This window comes from Vibrio fujianensis (genome assembly GCF_002749895.1).
Classification (GTDB): domain Bacteria; phylum Pseudomonadota; class Gammaproteobacteria; order Enterobacterales; family Vibrionaceae; genus Vibrio; species Vibrio fujianensis.
The window spans coordinates 93,545-114,052 of sequence record NZ_NBUS01000043.1; the positions used below are offsets into that span (position 1 = coordinate 93,545).

At 42.7% G+C, this 20,508-nt stretch carries 13 protein-coding genes; 12 read left to right on the plus strand and 1 reads right to left on the minus strand.

Translation table 11 applies throughout. The features are described 5' to 3' along the window. Positions 1-48: 48 nt before the first annotated feature. The 8 genes from B7C60_RS11270 to B7C60_RS11305 all read left to right on the plus strand — a co-directional run bounded on the left by B7C60_RS11270 (position 49) and on the right by B7C60_RS11305 (position 10,075). Positions 49-2,007 (plus strand): ligand-gated channel protein, encoded by a 1,959-nt coding sequence (locus B7C60_RS11270; protein WP_099611739.1) that lies wholly within the window; start codon positions 49-51, stop codon positions 2,005-2,007. 150 nt (positions 2,008-2,157) lie between these two features. Then, entirely contained in the window at positions 2,158-3,183 is a 1,026-nt protein-coding gene (gene epd, locus B7C60_RS11275; RefSeq protein ID WP_099611740.1) for an erythrose-4-phosphate dehydrogenase, read from the plus strand. Positions 3,184-3,335: 152 nt separating this feature from the next. Continuing rightward, positions 3,336-4,499, plus strand: a complete 1,164-nt coding sequence (locus tag B7C60_RS11280; RefSeq protein WP_099611741.1) for a phosphoglycerate kinase — start codon at positions 3,336-3,338, stop codon at positions 4,497-4,499. A 154-nt stretch (positions 4,500-4,653) separates the two neighbouring features. Further along, positions 4,654-5,730, plus strand: a complete 1,077-nt coding sequence (gene fbaA, locus B7C60_RS11285; RefSeq protein ID WP_099611742.1) for a class II fructose-bisphosphate aldolase — start codon at positions 4,654-4,656, stop codon at positions 5,728-5,730. A 338-nt stretch (positions 5,731-6,068) separates the two neighbouring features. Next, positions 6,069-6,932 carry a small-conductance mechanosensitive channel MscS gene (gene mscS / locus B7C60_RS11290; protein WP_099611743.1) on the plus strand — a complete coding sequence of 288 codons (864 nt, stop codon included), beginning with the start codon at positions 6,069-6,071 and terminating at the stop codon, positions 6,930-6,932. Positions 6,933-6,943: 11 nt separating this feature from the next. Next, positions 6,944-7,201, plus strand: a complete 258-nt coding sequence (locus B7C60_RS11295; RefSeq protein ID WP_099611744.1) for a hypothetical protein — start codon at positions 6,944-6,946, stop codon at positions 7,199-7,201. A 44-nt stretch (positions 7,202-7,245) separates the two neighbouring features. Continuing rightward, positions 7,246-7,944: an oxidative stress defense protein gene (locus B7C60_RS11300; protein ID WP_099611745.1), complete on the plus strand. Its 699-nt coding sequence runs from the start codon at positions 7,246-7,248 to the stop codon at positions 7,942-7,944. Between the two features lie 283 nt (positions 7,945-8,227). Beyond that, the gene (locus tag B7C60_RS11305) at positions 8,228-10,075 is read left to right on the plus strand and encodes a sensor domain-containing diguanylate cyclase (RefSeq protein ID WP_170887188.1); all 1,848 of its coding nucleotides are present in this window, start codon (positions 8,228-8,230) and stop codon (positions 10,073-10,075) included. 193 nt (positions 10,076-10,268) lie between these two features. On the opposite strand, the gene pykF is transcribed toward B7C60_RS11305, so the two are convergent. Continuing rightward, on the minus strand, positions 10,269-11,681 hold the full coding sequence (pykF, locus tag B7C60_RS11310; protein WP_099611746.1) for a pyruvate kinase PykF: 1,413 nt from the start codon (positions 11,679-11,681) through the stop codon (positions 10,269-10,271). A 439-nt stretch (positions 11,682-12,120) separates the two neighbouring features. Between pykF and B7C60_RS11315 the strand changes: the two genes are divergently transcribed. The 4 genes from B7C60_RS11315 (at position 12,121) to B7C60_RS11330 (ending at position 20,488) form a co-directional block, all read left to right on the plus strand. Next, the gene (locus tag B7C60_RS11315; RefSeq protein ID WP_099611747.1) at positions 12,121-12,882 is read left to right on the plus strand and encodes a DeoR/GlpR family DNA-binding transcription regulator; all 762 of its coding nucleotides are present in this window, start codon (positions 12,121-12,123) and stop codon (positions 12,880-12,882) included. 95 nt (positions 12,883-12,977) lie between these two features. Further along, a complete protein-coding gene (gene glmS / locus B7C60_RS11320) occupies positions 12,978-14,810 on the plus strand; it encodes a glutamine--fructose-6-phosphate transaminase (isomerizing) (RefSeq protein WP_099611748.1) in 1,833 nt (610 codons plus the stop codon). A gap of 384 nt (positions 14,811-15,194) precedes the next feature. Beyond that, positions 15,195-17,633, plus strand: coding sequence for a TonB-dependent receptor (locus B7C60_RS11325; RefSeq protein WP_099611749.1), 2,439 nt, complete (start codon positions 15,195-15,197; stop codon positions 17,631-17,633). A gap of 53 nt (positions 17,634-17,686) precedes the next feature. After that, positions 17,687-20,488, plus strand: coding sequence for a M16 family metallopeptidase (locus tag B7C60_RS11330; RefSeq protein WP_099611750.1), 2,802 nt, complete (start codon positions 17,687-17,689; stop codon positions 20,486-20,488). Positions 20,489-20,508 lie beyond the last annotated feature (20 nt).

Sequence of the window (20,508 nt, forward strand, 5' to 3'; positions counted from 1 at the left end):
ATAATTCCTTTTTCCAATTAATAATAATTATCATTTATGGAGTGGTAAATGTCTAGACCTAACCTGACTCAAGTTTCTATTGCCGTTTCTCTAGGGATATTGGCCTGTGCTCATGTCAATGCTCAACCGGTTGTTCAAGCGGATGAAACTCTTGTCGTGACAGCCGCAGGATTTGAACAGAGTGTCCAAAACGCCCCCGCAAGTATTAGTGTGATCTCCCGTGATGAACTGGAGTCTCGTTATTATCGTGATGTGACCGATGCGTTACGTAGTGTCCCCGGTGTCGTAGTTACAGGAGGTGGAGATAAAACCGACATCAGTATTCGTGGTATGGGCTCTAGCTATACATTAATCCTTGTTGATGGTCGTCGTCAGTCTTCGCGCCAAACTCGGCCAAATAGTGATGGCCCAGGAATTGAGCAAGGGTGGTTGCCACCGTTGCAATCGATAGAGCGTATCGAAGTCATTCGTGGCCCGATGTCTACCTTATATGGATCAGATGCTATCGGCGGCGTTATCAACATCATTACTCGAAAAGATCAGAAAAACTGGTCAGGTAATGTCCAGCTTAGCAGTGTCATTCAAGAAAATCGTCAATCCGGAGACGAGCAGAGTGCCAATTTTTTTGTAACGGGCCCTTTAAGTGATGCGCTGTCATTGCAGCTCTACGGCCAAACCACTCAGCGTGATGAAGATGACATTGAGTACGGCTATGGTGATAAGTCGCTACGTAATTTGACCTCAAAATTAACCTATCAATGGAATGAACGTCACCGCCTTCAATTTGAGGCGGGCGTTTCCGCTCAAGATCGGACGAACCATGTGGGTAAATCGGCTCAGGCAACTGGATGTCGAGGCGTCTGTAGTGATAATGAAAATGAATATCGTCGTACTCACTTTGCATTAGGTCACCAAGCTGATTGGAGCAACCTTGGCCAGTCAGATAGTTATCTTCAGTATGAGGAAAATAAAAATAATAGCCGTAAAATGACGATTGAAAATACGGTATTTAAAACCAGTTTAGTCATGCCGATGGAGAACCACACGACAACGTTGGGTTTTGAAGGCAGCCATGGAAAATTGGAAGACTTCACTTCGAATACGATATCTGATCGGACAAGTATTTCTAACTCTCAATGGGCCGCATTTGTCGAAGACGAATGGGCGTTACTAGACAATGTTTCTTTAACGTTTGGTGGTCGATTTGACTATGACCAACAATATGGCTCGCACTTTAGTCCTCGAGCTTATGGGGTATGGAACCTTGATCCGAATTGGACCATTAAAGGTGGGGTTTCGACAGGCTTTAGAGCACCACAGTTACGAGAAATTACCGCAAACTGGGGGCAGGTGAGTCGTGGCGGTAATATCTACGGTAACCCAGATCTAGAACCAGAGAAATCAGTTAATAAAGAGCTGAGCTTGCTGTATTTTGCTCCGTCGGGCTTAAATACTTCGTTAACCGTATTCCATAATGATTTTAAAGATAAAATTACTCGTGTTGCCTGCCCAGCAGACATTTGTACCGATGGTCCAAACCAGTGGGGAAATGTGCCTACTTACCGAGTGAATGTGGATAAAGCGGAAACTTACGGCTCCGAGGCGACACTCGAGTTACCAGTCACACAAAATATCGACTTTAAGGTGAGTTATACGTATACCCATTCAGAGCAAAAATCTGGCGCATTTAAAGGTAACCCCCTGTTACAGTTGCCAAAACATTTAGCTAGTGCCGATCTCTCCTGGCAAGCTACCGAGTTACTCAATAGTTGGGCTAAAGTTACCTATCGTGGTAAAGAGATGAAACCGGAAGGTGGCGCTTCAAATGATGATTTGATTGCCCCTGATTATACCTTTGTCGACATGGGCGTTAGTTATTCACTTACCCCAACAGCGACCGTGAAAGCGGCTGTGTATAATCTGTTTGATAAAGATGTCGGCTATGACGAGTATGGCTATGTGGAAGATGGTCGCCGCTATTGGCTAGGGCTGGATGTGGCATTTTAAGCCTCTAAATCTAAATATTGACAAGCCTCCTTGCAAGGGGGCTTGCTTTTATCGAGTGAATCATAGCTAGAAAGAAAGCTGAAAATAGAAGATGAATCCTCCGGTATTAATCGTTAACATTGGGATGACGAATAGTTAGGATCTTCTCTCATGTTAAAAGTAGCCATTAACGGGTTTGGGCGGATTGGCCGAAATGTTTTACGGGCAATCTATGAAAGTGGTAAATATCAACAGATCAGGGTTGTGGCCGTTAATGAGTTGGCAAAACCCGAAGCGATGGCTCATCTACTGCAATATGATAGTACCCATGGCCGTTTTGCTAAAAAAGTTTCTCACGATCAAGAACATATCTATATCCACCATGAACATAGTGAAGTGGATCGAATTCGAATTTTGCACCTACAAGACATTCCACTACTGCCTTGGCGAGATCTTAATGTGGATATTGTACTTGATTGTACCGGTATGTTTGGTTCGCAAGCTGACGGTTTACTACATATTGAGGCCGGAGCAAAAAAAGTCCTTTTTTCTCATCCCGGAGCCGCTGATTTAGACAATACCATCATTTATGGTGTCAATCACGAAACCCTGACTGCAGGACATCGCATTGTATCGAATGGGTCTTGTACCACGAACTGCATTGTACCGATTATTAAAGTGCTGGATGATGCCTTTGGGATTGATTCAGGAACGATAACGACCATTCACTCTTCAATGAACGATCAACAAGTCATTGATGCTTATCATGGCGATCTCCGCCGCACTCGGGCGGCTAGCCAGTCCATTATTCCTGTGGATACCAAGTTGCATAAAGGGATTGAAAGAATATTTCCGAAATTTTCTAACAAATTTGAGGCGATTTCGGTCAGGGTACCCACAGTCAATGTGACTGCAATGGATTTAAGTGTCACATTGAATACAAATGTGAAAGTTAATGACGTAAATCAAACCATTATTCACGCATCTCGGTGTACATTAGACGGCATTGTTGACTATACTGAAACACCGTTAGTTTCCATCGATTTCAACCACGATCCTCACAGTGCGATTGTGGATGGGAGCCAAACGCGAGTAAGCAATGGGCAACTAGTAAAAATGCTTGTCTGGTGCGATAACGAATGGGGGTTTGCTAACCGTATGTTGGATACGGCACTGGCAATGCAGGCCGCACAATAAGGCTTAAATGCTTAGGGATATTTTTATTTTTTGCATTGAAATAAATAGATCTCTTCCCCATATCAGTAAGTAGCTTGAGAATTTACAGGCTCGGCAGGATCGCCGAGTTGATGAAAAACTTCAATTTCTTTAAATATTTGAGAGGACAAACCATGTCTGTAATCAAGATGACTGACCTGGACTTAGCAGGTAAACGTGTCTTTATCCGTGCTGATCTAAACGTGCCAGTAAAAGAGGGTAAAGTAACTTCTGATGCTCGTATCCTAGCATCACTACCAACCATCAAACACTGTTTAGCCGTGGGTGCAAAAGTAATGGTGACCTCTCACCTTGGCCGCCCTACAGAAGGTGAATACGCAGAAGAGTTCTCGCTACAACCTGTTGTGAATTACCTAAATGATGCTCTTGATTGCGAAGTCAAATTAGCGAAAGATTACCTTGATGGTATCGAGCTAAATGCTGGCGAATTGGTTGTCCTAGAAAACGTTCGCTTCAACAAAGGCGAGAAGAAAAACGAAGAAGAATTATCTAAAAAATACGCTGCATTGTGTGACGTATTTGTCATGGATGCATTTGGTACTGCTCACCGTGCACAAGCTTCAACTCACGGCGTCGGTATGTTTGCTCCAATCGCTTGTGCTGGCCCTCTATTGGCTAACGAACTTGAAGCATTAGGCAAAGCGATGGACAAACCAGCTCGCCCAATGGTTGCTATCGTTGGTGGTTCTAAAGTTTCAACGAAGCTTACCGTGCTTGAATCATTGTCGAAAATTGCTGACCAATTGGTTGTTGGTGGTGGTATCGCCAATACCTTTATTGCCGCTGCAGGCCATAATGTCGGTAAGTCTCTGTACGAAGCTGATCTTGTTGATACAGCGAAGAAACTGATGGAAGAGTGTGCGATTCCTGTCGCTACTGACGTGGCTTGCGCCAAAGCATTTGATGAAAATGCAGAAGCAGAAATTAAACACGTTTCTGAAGTTCAAGACGACGACATGATCTTCGACCTTGGCCCTGAATCAACCGCTGCTCTTGCTGAAATTCTAAAAGGCGCAAAAACCATTCTATGGAATGGCCCTGTTGGGGTATTTGAATTCAAAAACTTCGAAGCTGGTACTCGCGGTATTTCTGAAGCGATTGCAGCTTCTGAAGGCTTCTCGGTTGCAGGTGGTGGTGATACGTTGGCGGCCATCGATAAGTTCGGTATTAAAGCGGATGTATCGTACATCTCGACTGGTGGTGGTGCGTTCCTTGAGTTTGTAGAAGGTAAAGTATTACCAGCCGTAGAAATGCTTGAAACACGCGCTAAAGCATAATCATCGAATAATAAGCGGGAGCCATCTCCCGCTTTGTTGTTTGCTGCACTGCCGGTTTTTATCTGTTAGAATACCTCCAGTTGTGAGCAAACGTTTGCAAGAATTTAAACTTACCGTTTTTATTTTTAAAACGACAGAAAATAGGATCAAATCCATGTCTAAGATCTTCGATTTCGTAAAACCTGGTGTAATTTCTGGCGACGACGTTCAGAAAGTATTTGCTGTAGCAAAAGAAAATAATTTTGCTCTTCCAGCAGTTAACGTAGTAAACACTGACTCTATCAACGCAGTTCTTGAAGCGGCAGCGAAAGTAAAATCGCCAGTTGTTGTTCAGTTCTCGAACGGTGGCGCAGCTTTCTTTGCAGGTAAAGGCATTAAACTTGAAGGCCAAGGTGCACAAATTCTTGGTGCGGTTGCCGGTGCAAAATACGTACACGCGGTTGCTGAAACTTACGGCGTGCCAGTTATTCTGCATACTGACCACGCAGCGAAGAAATTACTTCCTTGGATCGATGGATTGCTTGACGCTGGCGAAAAATACTTCGCTGAAACAGGTAAGCCTCTTTTCTCTTCTCATATGATCGACCTTTCTGAAGAGTCACTAGAAGAAAATATCGAAATTTGTGCTAAATACCTAGAACGTATGGCAAAAATGGGTATGACTCTAGAATTTGAACTCGGTTGTACCGGTGGCGAAGAAGATGGTGTTGATAATTCAGATATGGATTCTTCTGAGCTATACACTTCTCCAGAAGACGTTGCTTATGCTTATGAGAAACTTATCTCAATTAGCCATCGTTTCACTATCGCTGCATCGTTCGGTAACGTACACGGTGTTTACCAAGCAGGTAACGTGGTACTAACTCCAACAATTCTACGTGATTCACAAGCGTATGTTTCTGAGAAATTTGGGCTTCCAGCGAATTCTCTAAACTTCGTATTCCACGGTGGTTCAGGTTCTTCTGAAGCAGAAATCAAAGAGTCAATCAGCTACGGTGTTATCAAAATGAACATTGATACTGATACTCAATGGGCAACATGGGATGGCGTTCGTAAATACGAAGCTGAAAATCATGATTATCTACAAGGCCAAATTGGTAACCCAACTGGCGAAGCGGCACCAAACAAAAAATACTATGATCCACGCGTATGGCTACGTGCAGGTCAAGCATCAATGGTGGCACGTTTAGAAAAAGCATTCGCAGATCTTAATGCAATCGACGTATTATAATTAACGTCGTTATTTATTGATTAAGCCCGCTCAGTATTGAGTGGGCTTTTTTTATGAGGGGTGGAGAAAGCATCGCTTTTTGCTTAAAAAATAACGTATTATCTGGTGGATTTATACCCAAACGATGTGATTGGGATGAACGAACGTAGCCAACACTTGCAGCTTCAAGTAGGAAGAGCATATCAATGATTACATACGCTAAGAAGTTGAGCCGTTTTTTCAAAGAATCATTTTGGTAAGATCAGCATGATCGAGGCGAGTATTTAGTTTATTGTATCGTTAACCGTGCTAATGTCTTAATCATATGAATATTTTAATGATGAGAAGGGAAGTTTAATATGGCTAGTGAATCTCTAAGTATAGACGTACCAGTCGTTGAAAGTTTTAATCAGGTGAATACTTGGTTGCAAAGTCATTCTGATCTATTGATTCAGTATGGCGTCAATATCATTTCGGCGATTCTTATTCTATTTATTGGTAATATTGTCGTTAAAATGATTGCCGGAAGTGTTAGTAAGCTACTGAAAAGTAAACAGATGGATAAAGCCGTGGTCGACTTTATTCATGCTTTAGTCCGTTACACCTTATTTATTGTGGTGCTGATCGCCGCACTGGGTCGTCTTGGGGTACAAACAGCTTCTGTGGTTGCGATTATTGGTGCGGCAGGTTTAGCGGTTGGCTTAGCTCTACAAGGATCGTTATCTAATTTTGCCGCTGGTGTTTTAATTGTGGCTTTCCGCCCATTTAAATCGGGTGATTATGTCGAGATGGCGGGAACCGCTGGTTCTGTGGATTCTATCCAGATCTTTCAAACCATCTTAAAAACACCGGATAATAAAATGATCGTTGTGCCGAATTCAGCGGTGATTGGCGGTGCTATTGTAAACTACTCTCGTCATGATACCCGTCGTGTCGATTTACTGATTGGCGTGTCTTATTCATCTGATTTAAATAAAACGAAACAAGTATTGCGTGAAGTCGTTGAGCGAGATCCCCGTGTTTTAAAAGAGCCAAAAGTAACGGTTGAAGTACATCAACTCGCCGACTCTTCAATTAATTTTATTGTTCGTCCCTGGGTAAAAAGTACCGATTATTGGCCAGTTTATTGGGAGCTATTGCATAAAATCAAAGAAGCTTTAGACGAAAATGGTATCGACATTCCATTCCCACAAATGGATGTACATTTAAACAAATTGAACTGATCTTAGTCAGCATGACAGAAAAAATAACGAAGGCTAGCCTTCGTTATTTTTTAGGTTTATATACCCCGCATACATCAATGTCTTGTGTGACGTTGGAGCTAGAACTAGAACTAGAACAGGGAGCACTGTTGTTCCAAGAGCAAGGATTAAGCGTCGGGAAAGTGAAAATCGAGTTAGGGCAACTTACCAATAACTCACAGAAAATTCACATCCAGTTCGTTATGATCAGGCAAGATGACACTCTGCCTAGCCAGAGTGACAGAGAGTAAGACTCGGCGGGCAGAACATTATTTATCCAGATAAGGTGAGTTATATGAAATGGTTTCCTCAGTTTGTGATTGCTTTGTGTAGCTTGATTGCTGTAAGTGCTCAGGCTCAACAGTTTAATTTTCCCCACATTGTAACTACTGGCTATGGGGAGGTGACAGCTGTCCCCGATCGTGCTCAATTCTCCGTCAAAGTCGTTGAAACGAATATGAATGCTGAACAAGCCAAAGCGAGAGTTGATAACGTTGTGGCTGAATTTACTTCACAATTGAAGCAATCAGGAGTTGAGGCCGAAGCTATTTCTAGCTCTAACCTCTATTTAACACCGCAATACCATTACCCTAAATCGGGTCAGCCTGAGCTACTTGGCTACCGCGCTCAACGCAGTATTACGGTAGAAGTGACCAAGGTGAGCCAGCTTAATCAATATTTAGATTTAGCCTTGGCGCAAGGTATTAATCAAATTGATAACGTGCAGTTGAAAGTCAGTGAACAAGAAAAATACCAAGCACAAGCAAGAATGGCCGCCATCACGGACGCAAAAATAAAAGCGCAGTCTTTAGCCTCGGGGTTTAACGCTAAGCTTGGTAGTGTATGGCGGATTGAATACCATGCAATCTCGGCACAACCCGTGTTAATGCGTAGCGCAAATATGAGTGAGCAAGCATTAGTGAATGATACGTATCAAGATTCTACGTTGGTAATACGAGATCGAGTGGATGTGATCTATAAATTAATACCGTAACCTTGGTCATTATCTGGTTTTAATCCATTCGGTCTTGGCAGCAATAGCCGTTACCTCCTTCCCATTTGAAATTGCAGTGCTGCTCGTTTTGATGGGGCAGCCTAAGCACAAGGTTTATCCAGCGGTATCGGGTTTATTTACTTGCTGATGACCTGCAATTTCAAGCTGTTTGGGTATTTGTAACTTCATTTCGTCTATTCAGGCTGGTAGTTTTATATTCAATGGTCAATAAATGCTGCTATAATAACCAACTTGATTGAATTCATCATGTTTGAATAGGGTTATGAGACTTTCTAGAATTGTTATTTTTCTTCTCATTACCACGATTCTCATTACCTCTTCTATTATTGCCTACTATTCGCAGCGTTATCAGCAGGTTACCGAAAAAAGCTTGTTGAATACTGCTCAGCAAGCGCTCATTCAGTTAAATTATAATGTACGTGAATATAACAATATTGAAGATCAGCTTTTCTCTGTTATAAATTTATTGAGTCACGGACAAGCAACTCATCACTATGCCCTTTCTGAAAGTAAATTGAATCAGTCGAGTCTGGAAGCCATTTTTATCTCAGTGGCTGAAAACCAAAAATGGTATAACTCGATTTTTTTTCTTAATAACAGTGGGGGCGTGAGTTTAAAAGTCGATTATTCATCGGTGACTCAACGAGCCACGCCAGTAGCTGAACCATTTATTTATCCACAACCGGATCTACTGCTCTACGCAAATCAATTAAGTAAAGAGCAAGTCGGTATTTGGGTAGTCAGTGGCGATAACAGTAATATTCCTTCATTACAACTAATTACACCGATCATTATACAGAACCAGCGTTATGGCTACGTCGTTGTTGATGTTGATCTTTGGCGATTATCTTATCGGCTCAATTATTCACTTGAAGAAGATTTACACCCTCAAATAGTTACCGAGCAAGGGCTCTATCTTACTCAAAAGTTAGCGCATCATAGTTTAATGAAACCGGGCGTTATTTTTGACCAATTGGTCAGTCAGTTTCCTGACACTTGGCACGCTATGCGCACAGAAAACAGCGGTTATCGAGTAGAGAATGGACATCTTATTGTGTTTCATCAAGTTGCTCTTTCAGATCAGCGTAAATTTTATTTAGTGATCGATTTAACGCCCAATCAGCTATCTCAACGCGCTGCCCGTGATTTGAATGATTTAGTTAAAGAAGGCATCTTTGTTTTTTTATTGGTGCTTATCTTTGTTTTACCGACCATTTCGATGTTATTACATTACCATCGAAGAAATATGGAAAGTAAGTTAGCGAGAGCCGCGCTCAGTGGTACATCTGCGGTGATGATTTCAGATCGATCACATCAAGTTATGGCGGTGAATGATGAATTTGAAAAAATTACAGGTCTATCAAGAAGTTGGGCTTTAGGGCGTAATGCACTTAAGGTTCTTCTGTCTCATCATGGTCTTCAGTTTGTGATGGAAGTGTTGGAGGCGGTTACTAGCGACTATTTATGGGAAGGAGAAGTTGAATTCACGTCTCCCCAAGGGCAGATGTTGACAACGATTATCCGCATTCAGGCCATTTTAGAGGGCGGAAAAGTCAGCTACTACATTACTTCTATTATTGATATCAGTGAGCGAAAAGCTTTAGAGAACAAACTACGGGAACTGAGTGAGAAAGATGGTTTAACGCATATATGGAACCGTCGTAAATTTGAACAAGAGTTACGTATTCAAAGCCAGTTGATTGGACGTGATGATGGACATCATACCTGCTTAGCTCTACTTGATATTGATTTTTTTAAACGAATTAATGACGAGCAAGGTCATGATCAAGGCGATCGAGTAATTAAAGGGATTGCGCATCAAATGCTGATCCAATTAAGAACTAGCGATTTTATTGCTCGAATCGGCGGAGAAGAATTTGCCGTAATCATGCCCCATACTCAGCTCGAAGATGGCTATTTAATTATTGAAGAGTTGAGAAAATCAATCGCATCGCAAGAGAGTCTTTCTGTTTCGATCAGTGCCGGAGTCACTGACTTGAGCAAGGATATTACCCGTTCGTATAAATGCGCTGATATTGCGCTGTATGAAGCAAAAACATCGGGACGTAATCAAGTTGCGATTTGTCGTAGCAACGACGATATTGCTTAGTTTGTATTTTGCTGATTAGGATAAAATGCGCTATTACTGCTGAATAGTTAGTGGCCAACAGCGGGCGAGTGGTCGCTTCGAGTCGCAAGGACGTTGTATCAAGCGTTTGTTGGCTGGTGATCAAAGTTAAATAATAAAAAAATCGGGGCGTTAGCCCCGATTTGATCACTTTTGACACTCAATAAATTACAAATTACAGCACATGTACCGAAGCGGTATTTGTGGTACCTGAAGCAACCAATGCACCAGAAACCATGACAGCGATGTCACCTTTCTTACCTAAGCCTGATGTTAACGCAATTTCTTTACCTAAGTGGTAGAAATCATCAGTACTTTCAATCGAATCAACTACAACAGGAACGATACCTTTGCTAAGCACGAGCTGAGCAGCCGTTTTTTTGTTGGTTGTTACCGCAATGATGTTTGCCGTTGGGAAGTACTTACGTACTGAACGAGCTGATTTACCCGCTTCTGTTGCAACGACAATTAATGGTGCTGCTAGTTTTTCAGCCGTATCTACCGCGCCTTTACAAACGGCTTCAGTAATACGTAGGCGAGGGCTGTCTAAGCGTGAACCGAGTTCAGCCTTAAGAGCGGCATCGGTACGAGCAGCGATCTGTGCCATAATCGTCACCGCTTCAACGGGGTATTTACCTTTAGCTGTTTCACCCGATAGCATAACAGCATCAGTACCATCCATGATCGCATTCGCAACGTCACCCGCTTCTGCACGAGTTGGACGAGGATTTTTGATCATTGAATCTAGCATTTGAGTGGCTGTAATCACTACTTTACGTGCGCGGTTACATTTTTCGATCATCATTTTCTGAGCAAAAATAACTTCTTCTGCTGGGATCTCAACACCTAGATCACCACGAGCAACCATGATGCCGTCAGACAGCTCAAGAATTTCATCAAAGTTATCGACACCTTCTTGGTTTTCGATTTTAGAGATGATTTGGATGTTTTCGCCACCGTTAGCTGTGAGTACTTCACGGATTTCTTTCACATCAGACGCTTTACGAATGAAAGATGCAGCAACGAAATCAACACCTTGTTCACAACCAAATTTCAGATCATTTTTGTCTTTTTCTGACAGTGCTGGAAGGTTAACGGATACTCCTGGTAGGTTGACACCTTTATTTTCACCTAATGCACCGTTGTTGAGTACTTTACATTTTACTTCAGTTGCGGTGGTTGAGATGACTTCCATTTCAATCAAACCGTCATCCACTAAAATTGTGTTACCGGCTGTCAAGTCTTGAGCAAAGCCTGGATAAGTGACCGCAACAATATCTTTGTTACCCACAACCGATGTGTCGGTTGTAAAAGTGAACTCTTGACCTGCCACCAGATCAACATCTTCACCATTTTCAAGTTTGATGGTACGGATTTCAGGGCCTTTAGTATCTAACAGAATCGCGAGTTGCTGACCGGTGGCTTCCATGACTTTACGGAAGTTTGCGATACGAGTGCCGTGTTCAACGTAGTCGCCATGAGAGAAGTTTAAACGCATAACGTTCATACCTGCGTTAACCAGTTCAGTTAACTTCTCTACAGATTCAGTTTTAGGGCCAATCGTACAAACGATTTTGGTCTTTTTCATGGAAAGGTATCTCCGGTAAATAAATTAGGATGAATTTAAAGTTTAATTTAGTGTAATGCTGAGCTTTAAAATGATCTCGGAGGGCAAGTTTTTCGTCTCAATTGCCAAGTTTTATTCACGAATATGTCATCTTAAAGCTGAAAGTCTTTCAGCAGATTTAGTCATTTTATGACTATTTGTCTGATGTTAAATTTCAAAAAGTGCCAACTTATCGCCTTAAAGTCGCGATTGTTGACACAATGTTTTACTAATTTCTGTAATTTATTTTCTTTTCGGGTGTGAATTCTATCATCTAATGAAGCGAATATCACGATTTAAGATTTGTCTTAGAACAAGGTTTTAGCGCTAAATATTAATTTTTTAGATCGAAATAAATAGACGCTTATGTTTCGAAGTGATTATAATTGGTTTCGAATCGAAATTTTATTTATCTAAAAACATGTCTAAACGAAACACTCAAGTAAGACGACACGCCATTGCCTGCTTAGTTAGCGAGCAAGGAGAGGTGAGTGTCGAAGCATTGTCTACTCAATTTAAAACATCAGAAGTCACCATTAGAAAGGATCTTGCGTCTTTAGAGATGAATGGTTTACTCCTACGTCGCTATGGTGGTGCTATTGCTCTTCCTAAAGAGGTGATGGCAGATGAACTTAATGAAAAAGTTTCGGTTCGAAAGGTTTCGTTAGCGAAAGCGGCAGCAAAATTAATTAAAGATCATCATCGGATAGTCATTGATAGCGGCAGCACAACGGCGGCGCTTATTCAGCAATTAAATGACAAACGAGGTCTGGTGGTGATGACTAACTCATTGCATGTCGCCAACGCGCTCAACGACTTGGAAAGTGAACCGACGTTACTTATGACCGGTGGAACCTGGGATACCCATTCTGAATCTTTTCAAGGCAAAGTGGCTGAATCTGTCCTGCGCTCTTACGATTTTGATCAACTTTTTATCGGTGCGGATGGCATTGATCTTGAGCGTGGCACCACGACCTTTAATGAATTAACCGGCTTAAGCCAAGTGATGGCGGATGTTTCCCGAGAAGTGATCGTGATGGTTGAGTCCGATAAAGTGGCAAGGAAAATCCCAAATTTGGAACTGGCTTGGCAACGTATTGATGTATTGGTCACTGATCGTGATCTCAGTGATGAATACACCAAAAAGATTGAATCTCATCAAGTTCGAGTGATTCGAGCTTAAATCAAGCCTTATTACCTTGACGTTAGCCCGCTAAATGGCCTTTGCTTGCAGCCTCGGGCTAGCGATCAAAAATTAATAACAATTATGGAGTTTTTATGTGTGGAATTGTGGGTGCGGTAGCGCAGCGAGATGTAGCAGAGATTCTAGTCGAAGGTTTACGTCGGTTGGAGTATCGAGGTTACGACTCAGCAGGAGTCGTTGTAGTTGATGAACACAATCAACTGACTCGAATTCGTCGCCTAGGTAAAGTACAAGAGTTAGCCGATGCTGTAGAAGCGGCGCATGTTTCTGGCGGAACGGGAATCGCCCATACTCGCTGGGCAACCCATGGAGAGCCATCTGAGATTAATGCTCATCCTCACATGTCTGGTGATATTGCGGTCGTTCATAATGGCATTATTGAGAATCACCAAGTGCTACGCGATTGCTTACGTGAGCGAGGATATGTTTTTGAATCACAAACGGATACAGAAGTGATCGCCCATTTAGTTGATTGGGAGCGTCGCACATCGAATACGTTAATTGAGGCATTACAGAAAGCGGTTAAACAATTAGAAGGCGCTTACGGCACCGTGGTGTTGGATCGTAACGATCCTAGTCGAGTCGCGGTCGCTCGTTCCGGTAGCCCGATTGTGATCGGTTTTGGTGTTGGGGAAAACTTCCTCGCCTCCGATCAATTGGCACTGCTGAGCGTGACTCGTCGTTTTATGTATCTTGAAGAGGGGGATGTCGCTGAAGTTACCCGCCGAGAAGTGAATGTTTTTGCTGCTAATGGCGAACCCGTGGTACGCGAGATTATTGAATCTAATGCCGAGCACGACGCTGGAGATAAAGGCAAATATCGCCATTTTATGCAGAAAGAGATCTTCGAACAGCCGACCGCTTTACTCAATACAATGGAAGGGCGGATCAGTCACGATACCGTAATCACCGAAAGTATTGGAGTACATGCAGCAGAGATCTTAAGTCAAGTTGAACACGTTCAAATTGTGGCGTGCGGTACCTCTTACAACGCAGGGATGACGGCCCGCTATTGGTTTGAGGCGCTTGCTGGAGTTAGTTGCGATGTTGAGATTGCCTCTGAATTTCGTTACCGTAAATTTGTCACGCGTCCGAAGAGTCTATTGATTACCCTGTCTCAGTCTGGTGAAACGGCAGATACTTTGGCAGCGTTACGTCTCGCCAAAGAAAAAGGTTACATGGCCGCAATGACCATTTGTAATGTTGCAGGCTCTTCACTGGTACGAGAATCTGATTTTGCCTTTATGACTCGGGCGGGCATCGAAATTGGCGTCGCCTCAACCAAAGCTTTTACCACGCAACTGTCTGCTTTACTTATGCTGGTCACGGCACTTGGCAAGCAAAAAAAGGTGATTGATAGCGAACAAGAATCAGAGATTGTGCAGGCTTTACATGCCTTACCAAAACAAATAGAACAAGCGCTTGCCTGCGAAAAACAAATAGAAGTGATTGCAGAAGATTTTGCTGATAAGCACCACACACTCTTTTTAGGGCGTGGTGAATTTTATCCGATAGCCTTGGAAGCTTCACTGAAGCTCAAAGAGATCTCTTATATTCATGCGGAAGCTTATGCTGCTGGTGAGTTAAAACATGGGCCATTAGCTTTGATAGATGCGGACATGCCCGTTGTGGTGGTCGCGCCCAGCAATGATCTGTTAGAAAAACTGAAGTCTAATATTGAAGAAGTACGAGCGCGTGGTGGGCTGTTATATGTTTTTGCTGATCAAGATGCTGGTTTTGAAGCTGATGAGACAATGAAGATCATTACCATGCCATCTGTCAGTGCAATTACCGCTCCGATCTACTATACCTTACCTATGCAGTTACTCTCTTATCATGTTGCGTTGATCAAAGGAACTGACGTTGATCAACCTCGTAATCTAGCCAAAGCGGTTACGGTTGAGTAACCGCTTATATTGATTGCACTAATTTATATTGATTGCAAAAATGGCGGTAAACTTCAGTGTTCCGCCATTTTTTTACGGCAGTTTTTGACTGTTGCATTCATGTCTCATACCCAGAGTATCCATCCCAATCATTCCCTTAGTCAGTAACCATCTGAATGATGTCTTTAGCCTCCAATTGCTGCTAATAACCTTGTTAATGATATGGTTTATTGATTTTGATTAATTTTTCTTCAATCAAATCACGCTAGTTACCATAACGGGCTTGATTTCCAATATCACTAAAAGTTAATATTAATGATAATAATTATCATAAACTTTGATGTGTGACTGGGGGTACCCCAATTCACTGATCTTTCTATATTTTGAATTAAAGCAGTAGGATTTATGAATGTTTATCATCGGCTATCTCCGATCGGGATGGCTATCTTTGTATCTTTATATGGCAGTTCATTTTCGGCATATGCTGAAGATGAAGCGCCTCCCGCTCAAGAAGTGATGGTTGTAGTGGGTTCAGGGGTAACGTTAGAGCACATTGAGCTTGAGCAATTACCGAAGACAAACCCGACATTGTCAGAATTATTAAAACATCAGCCTCGTATCGGTATTAATGATGCTCAAACGTCGATGCAAGGGGGAACACTAAGGCCGGATGAAATATCCTTATCAGGAGCTAGACCTCACGAGACAAAATATACCATTGGTGGCGTTGGGGTTAATAATATTACGACGTTTGCTAATCAATCGGATCTTCCTACTGAATTATCTTCAGGACACTCGTCAGGTTATTTTGTTGATACCACGTTAATTGACAGTGTTGAAGTTTTTGACCATGACATTAGTGCCGAACATGGTGGATTTACCGGCGGTGTCATTAATGTTGAACTGCGTCAACCAAAAGAGAAATTCACCGTCGATTATAGCTATCGTATGAATGATAGTGCCTGGAATGCAGCACAAAAGGTAGGCAAAAACTTTCAAGATTCGTATGGAACGCCTATTGATGGCTCGGGGAAATACCAGCCTAACTTTCAAAAGCGCATGCATGCATTGCATATGAGTGGTGCGATTAGTGAGACCCAGCAACTCGCGCTTAATATCAGCCGCCAAGAGTCAGATATTCCACTTGCGAATAGTAAAGATGTCGATCAAAGCATGAATAATTTATTCATCACTCATATTTGGCAACGGGCTAATTGGAAAGCAACCACTGATTTTCGTTATGCGTATCATCAAAGTAATCATTTTATGAATGATGCACTAAATGATAAAGCTGCGCAGGAAAATAGTGAATCGACCAATAAGCATCAAGGCATAGGGGGATCGTTTAAGTTAGAGCATGCGTCAGAGTTTGGGGTATGGAAAAACGCATTTGCCTATGATCGATTGGTTGATGAGCGTGCATCTGATGCCAACTACTTTAAATCGGTTTTTAAGCGAGAAAATGGTGAGCTTATTGCTTATAACCAAGGGGGGTATGGTGATCTGACCCAAGAGCAAGACAGCTATCAATTAAAATCGACCTTCTATGCGACGCCTATCTATTTCGGCGAAACAGAGCACCTCTTTACATTTGGTGCTGAATTAAACCAGCAAAAAGGTCAAGTCGTACGGCCTAATGAGCATATGGTGTATCAATATCAAGAAATGGTACCTGGTAATCCTAAAATTACCAAACTGACGCGCTACTTTGCGGCTGACTACCATGTTTCGGAAGCACACTACGGCTTATTCGCCGAGAATAATATGCAGTGGCACCGTTGGGGCATGAAGCTTGGCGGACGTGTTGATCGTATTGGTGGTTTTGATCGTACGGTGTTTTCACCACGTATCACAACTCGCTGGGATTTTGATCTTGAACAAACGAACCGAATTACGCTTGGAGCAAATCGTTACTACAGTACTAATCTGCTCGGCTGGGCTTTAAAAGCCGAACAAAATAAATATCAATCGGCTCACAAAAATTGTACGCCACTAGATGGTAACTACAACCATGTTGGGAGCGACAATCTGACTTGTCTTTCTTCCAGCTCTGGGGATGCTTTGTCTCTTCGCCATGCTGATGTGCCTTACGCGGACGAAATAAGTGCCTCTTGGGCGATAGATGTCAGCAACGTTATGATGAAAACTGTTTACGTTTATCGTAAGCAACGAGATGGCATCACCTATTCAAAAAATGCCAATGATGGGATGGCCACGTTACACAATAATCTAAAAAGTGATGATCAAATCATCAGCTTAGAAATCAGTACCATTCGTCCTTATGCCTTTATTGGGGGAGAGTTTAATGCTCATTGGCAGATCGCCCATAATCGAAGAAGAGGTTATGGTGATGTAAAAGCGAATTATGATCAAAGTAATGATTTAGGCGGGGGTTTTCAGGATGAATGGGTACTCTTGGATGGTGAGCTAATTCGTTACAGTACGATGGATGTGAGTGGTTACCAATCACCAATTAAAAGTAGTCTTGATTTAATGATGCATTGGAGAAATTTAGGCGTTGTATGGAATAACCGTATTAACTACCAACAAGGCAAAAAAACAACGGCTTATGAGGGAATGAAAACGGTTGAGATCAACGGTCAATCAGAAACGGTTAACTCGTTAGTTAGCCAATCGCTCGATGACTTAATGACCTGGGATATGTCAGTCAATTGGACACCAACACAGTTAAATAACCATCTTGTGTTGGGATTGAGTGCGACAAACTTACTCAACACACAAAAAGTAATTTCTTCCTCCGGGATACAGCTTGGCAATGTGGTTCCCAACGAATACTACAACCAAGGAAGACAAGTCTGGTTCAATATCAGCTTACGTAATTAGTGTTCCCCTTAGCTATGAACAAGGAATCGGCGCGGTAACGCGCCGTTATAAATATGCGACAATTATTGATTGTTATTACAACGTGCTTATTTTTTTTGGGGTGTCAACAAGCACCTCAACCAATCGATACTCCTTTAAAAGAACGTAGTGATCTTATTCGAGGTCAGCTACCAAATGGCTTGCAATACATTCTGGTTAAAAATGCACGACCAGAAAATAGAGTGTCGCTACAGCTGGTCGTTCATGCCGGATCATTAGATGAAGAGGATGATCAAAAAGGCATCGCTCATTTAGTTGAACATATGGCATTTAATGGCACACAACATTATCCCGCCAATACGCTGATAGAACATCAAGAAAAACTAGGCATGGTCTTTGGGCGAGATGTTAATGCCATGACCGAATATTACACCACATCTTATTTTCTTCATCTTCCGGATAATACCGAATCAATGATGAATGAAGGTTTCCACATGTTGGCACAACAAGCGAGTGCATTGGTGTTTGATCCTGATGAACTGGAGAAAGAACGCCCTGTTGTGGTGGAAGAGTGGCGCAGTGGCCTATCCATGATGTCACGTTTAGGTAAAGCGAATCGACAAATTTTACTTAACCACAGCCGATTTGGTGATCGTGAACCGATTGGCGATATGGATCTTGTACGACATGTCGATGCCAGTCGAATTAAAGCATTTTGGCAGGATTGGTATCATCCCAATAACATGACTTTAATTGTCGTGGGAGCGACAGAACAGGCTCAAGTCGAGGCCATGCTGGCTCGTCACTTTGCTAAATTGGCCCCACAAACACTACCTAAACGGCCTGATCTTCGTGTGCCATTAGATAACCAACTAAAACTTGAGACTATCACCGACAGTGAAATTACCACGGAAGTGTTATCACTCAACTTTAGGCAACAAGCCAAAGAACCTCGGACAGAAAGTGAGTTACGTGCACAATTACTGAATGAATTAACGATGCAGGCGCTTAATAAACGCCTGAGTGAGCAGTATCAAATCGAGAGCCAACATATCAGTAAAATGATGGCTATGGCTCGCCCACTCGCCACCGGATATCGTAATAACCGTCTGATGGCCCTGTTGACTACCGATGACTACCAGTCCAGCGTGCAAGAAATGTTTGGTCAATTAAGCCGTTTTGCCGAACATGGGATCAGTCAAAGTGATTTAGATACGGTGCGTTATAGTTTGATTAGCCGCTATCAACAAATGGCAGACTCGTTACGCGATACGACGAATCGACGCGTGATGATGTCAGTGTTTAATCGTCTTCGAACGCAATCACCTTTAGTAGATAATCATCAATACGCTGAGCAGGTTGAGTTATTGGCTAACAGCATTCTTGTCTCTGAAATTAATCAGCATTTAGCGCAAATGGTACACACTCAACAGCCGATTGTGATTGCTCAAATTCATCCGGATAGTTTAGATAAACTGCCTTCAGAACAGCGCTTAAATCAAGCTTGGACAGTTGCCAAAGCGAATCCACCAGCAGCAACAGAAGTCGTGACTGTCCGGTCGCAATTGATGGCTTCTCCGCCTAAGCCTGCGAAAATCATCTCACACCGAGAAGAGAGCGGCGTTCACGTGTGGGAACTCGACAATGGCAGCCAAGTATGGTTTGAAGCAAGCGAAGAAACCGCGAACCAGTTGCTCATCGAATATCGAGGTTGGGGAGGAACGGCGCATCTACCCAATGCATTACGTCGTCCTGCCATGCAACTGCGCCAAATGGGCCGGTTCGGCTATGCCGGATTAAACAGTCAACAGTTGAAGATGCTTAATGCTCCTTACGCAAATAAAATCATGACATTTGTTAACCAAGACAGTCATGGATTTATCGGCTCTTCTGATGTGAACTCATTAGAGAATTGGCTACAAAATATTCATCTGCAAATCACACAACCACAGGTTGATGAAGCGTTGTGGCAATCGAGCAAATTATTGATTGAACGAGGTATCGAAAACCGTTTAACCAGTGCTCACGGGCAATTTAATTCAGCGATTGATGCGATTCGTTATCAACATAACCCTGAATTACAAGCATTGAGTCTGGATGAATTGCACCAAATCAGTACCGATGATCTTTTAACCGCTTGGCAGCAGTTGTTTGCCAGTGCTGCAGGTCATCAACTGGTGATAGTTGGTAACGCAGAACCAGAACAAGTCATTGAACTGGCTAGGCGTTATATCGGTTCGTTACCCTCTTCAACACGTCGTTACTTTCCAGTTCCATTACCACCATTGGCGGAGGGGCGTCATCAAATCAGGATTGCCGCTGGTGAAGAGCCAATGGCTGTCACGAGTTTATTGTTCAATCAGCCGATGAAATACCGTCTTGAGCAAGCCGATCAAGCCTATTTATTAAGTCGTATCATCAGTAATCGTCTCCGAGAGTCGTTACGCGAAGATGCGGGAGGGGTTTATTCGGTACGTTTTGCCATTCGATTTGATCGTCATCGAAATCAAGCTTTTGGCATGATTAGTTATAGCCATGAACCTCAACGAAGTCAGGAGTTAAAAGATCAAGTTTTGGCAGAGATTGAAAGCCTAAAAACGCACGGCGTGACCAAGCAAGAGCTTCAGCGAGTGATCCATCAAACCAAACAAGCCTTGGTTGCTGATAATTTAAGTGATCGACAACGGATTGCTTATCTTAAGTCGGCAGCTCGTTACGGGGAGAGTTTAACCGCAGTAGAAGACTATTTATCTTGGATTGATGGTGTGGAGCCGGAGAGCTTAACGGCTTTAGCTCAAACGATATTTTCTACCTCAAACTGGATCGATGCCTTGTTAGTGCCTGCTAATGATAGCGATATTGAATCATCGATTTAGCCATTCGGTCGAGCGCTCGC

What these genes read in the sequence shown, in the direction of transcription:
- B7C60_RS11270 (WP_099611739.1), top strand. Translation starts at nt 49, where the DNA reads ATGTCTAGACCTAACCTGACTCAAGTTTCTATTGCCGTTTCTCTAGGG.
- epd (WP_099611740.1), top strand. Translation starts at nt 2,158, where the DNA reads ATGTTAAAAGTAGCCATTAACGGGTTTGGGCGGATTGGCCGAAATGTT.
- B7C60_RS11280 (WP_099611741.1), top strand. Translation starts at nt 3,336, where the DNA reads ATGTCTGTAATCAAGATGACTGACCTGGACTTAGCAGGTAAACGTGTC.
- fbaA (WP_099611742.1), top strand. Translation starts at nt 4,654, where the DNA reads ATGTCTAAGATCTTCGATTTCGTAAAACCTGGTGTAATTTCTGGCGAC.
- mscS (WP_099611743.1), top strand. Translation starts at nt 6,069, where the DNA reads ATGGCTAGTGAATCTCTAAGTATAGACGTACCAGTCGTTGAAAGTTTT.
- B7C60_RS11295 (WP_099611744.1), top strand. Translation starts at nt 6,944, where the DNA reads ATGACAGAAAAAATAACGAAGGCTAGCCTTCGTTATTTTTTAGGTTTA.
- B7C60_RS11300 (WP_099611745.1), top strand. Translation starts at nt 7,246, where the DNA reads ATGAAATGGTTTCCTCAGTTTGTGATTGCTTTGTGTAGCTTGATTGCT.
- B7C60_RS11305 (WP_170887188.1), top strand. Translation starts at nt 8,228, where the DNA reads ATGAGACTTTCTAGAATTGTTATTTTTCTTCTCATTACCACGATTCTC.
- pykF (WP_099611746.1), bottom strand. Translation starts at nt 11,681, where the DNA reads ATGAAAAAGACCAAAATCGTTTGTACGATTGGCCCTAAAACTGAATCT.
- B7C60_RS11315 (WP_099611747.1), top strand. Translation starts at nt 12,121, where the DNA reads ATGTCTAAACGAAACACTCAAGTAAGACGACACGCCATTGCCTGCTTA.
- glmS (WP_099611748.1), top strand. Translation starts at nt 12,978, where the DNA reads ATGTGTGGAATTGTGGGTGCGGTAGCGCAGCGAGATGTAGCAGAGATT.
- B7C60_RS11325 (WP_099611749.1), top strand. Translation starts at nt 15,195, where the DNA reads ATGAATGTTTATCATCGGCTATCTCCGATCGGGATGGCTATCTTTGTA.
- B7C60_RS11330 (WP_099611750.1), top strand. Translation starts at nt 17,687, where the DNA reads ATGCGACAATTATTGATTGTTATTACAACGTGCTTATTTTTTTTGGGG.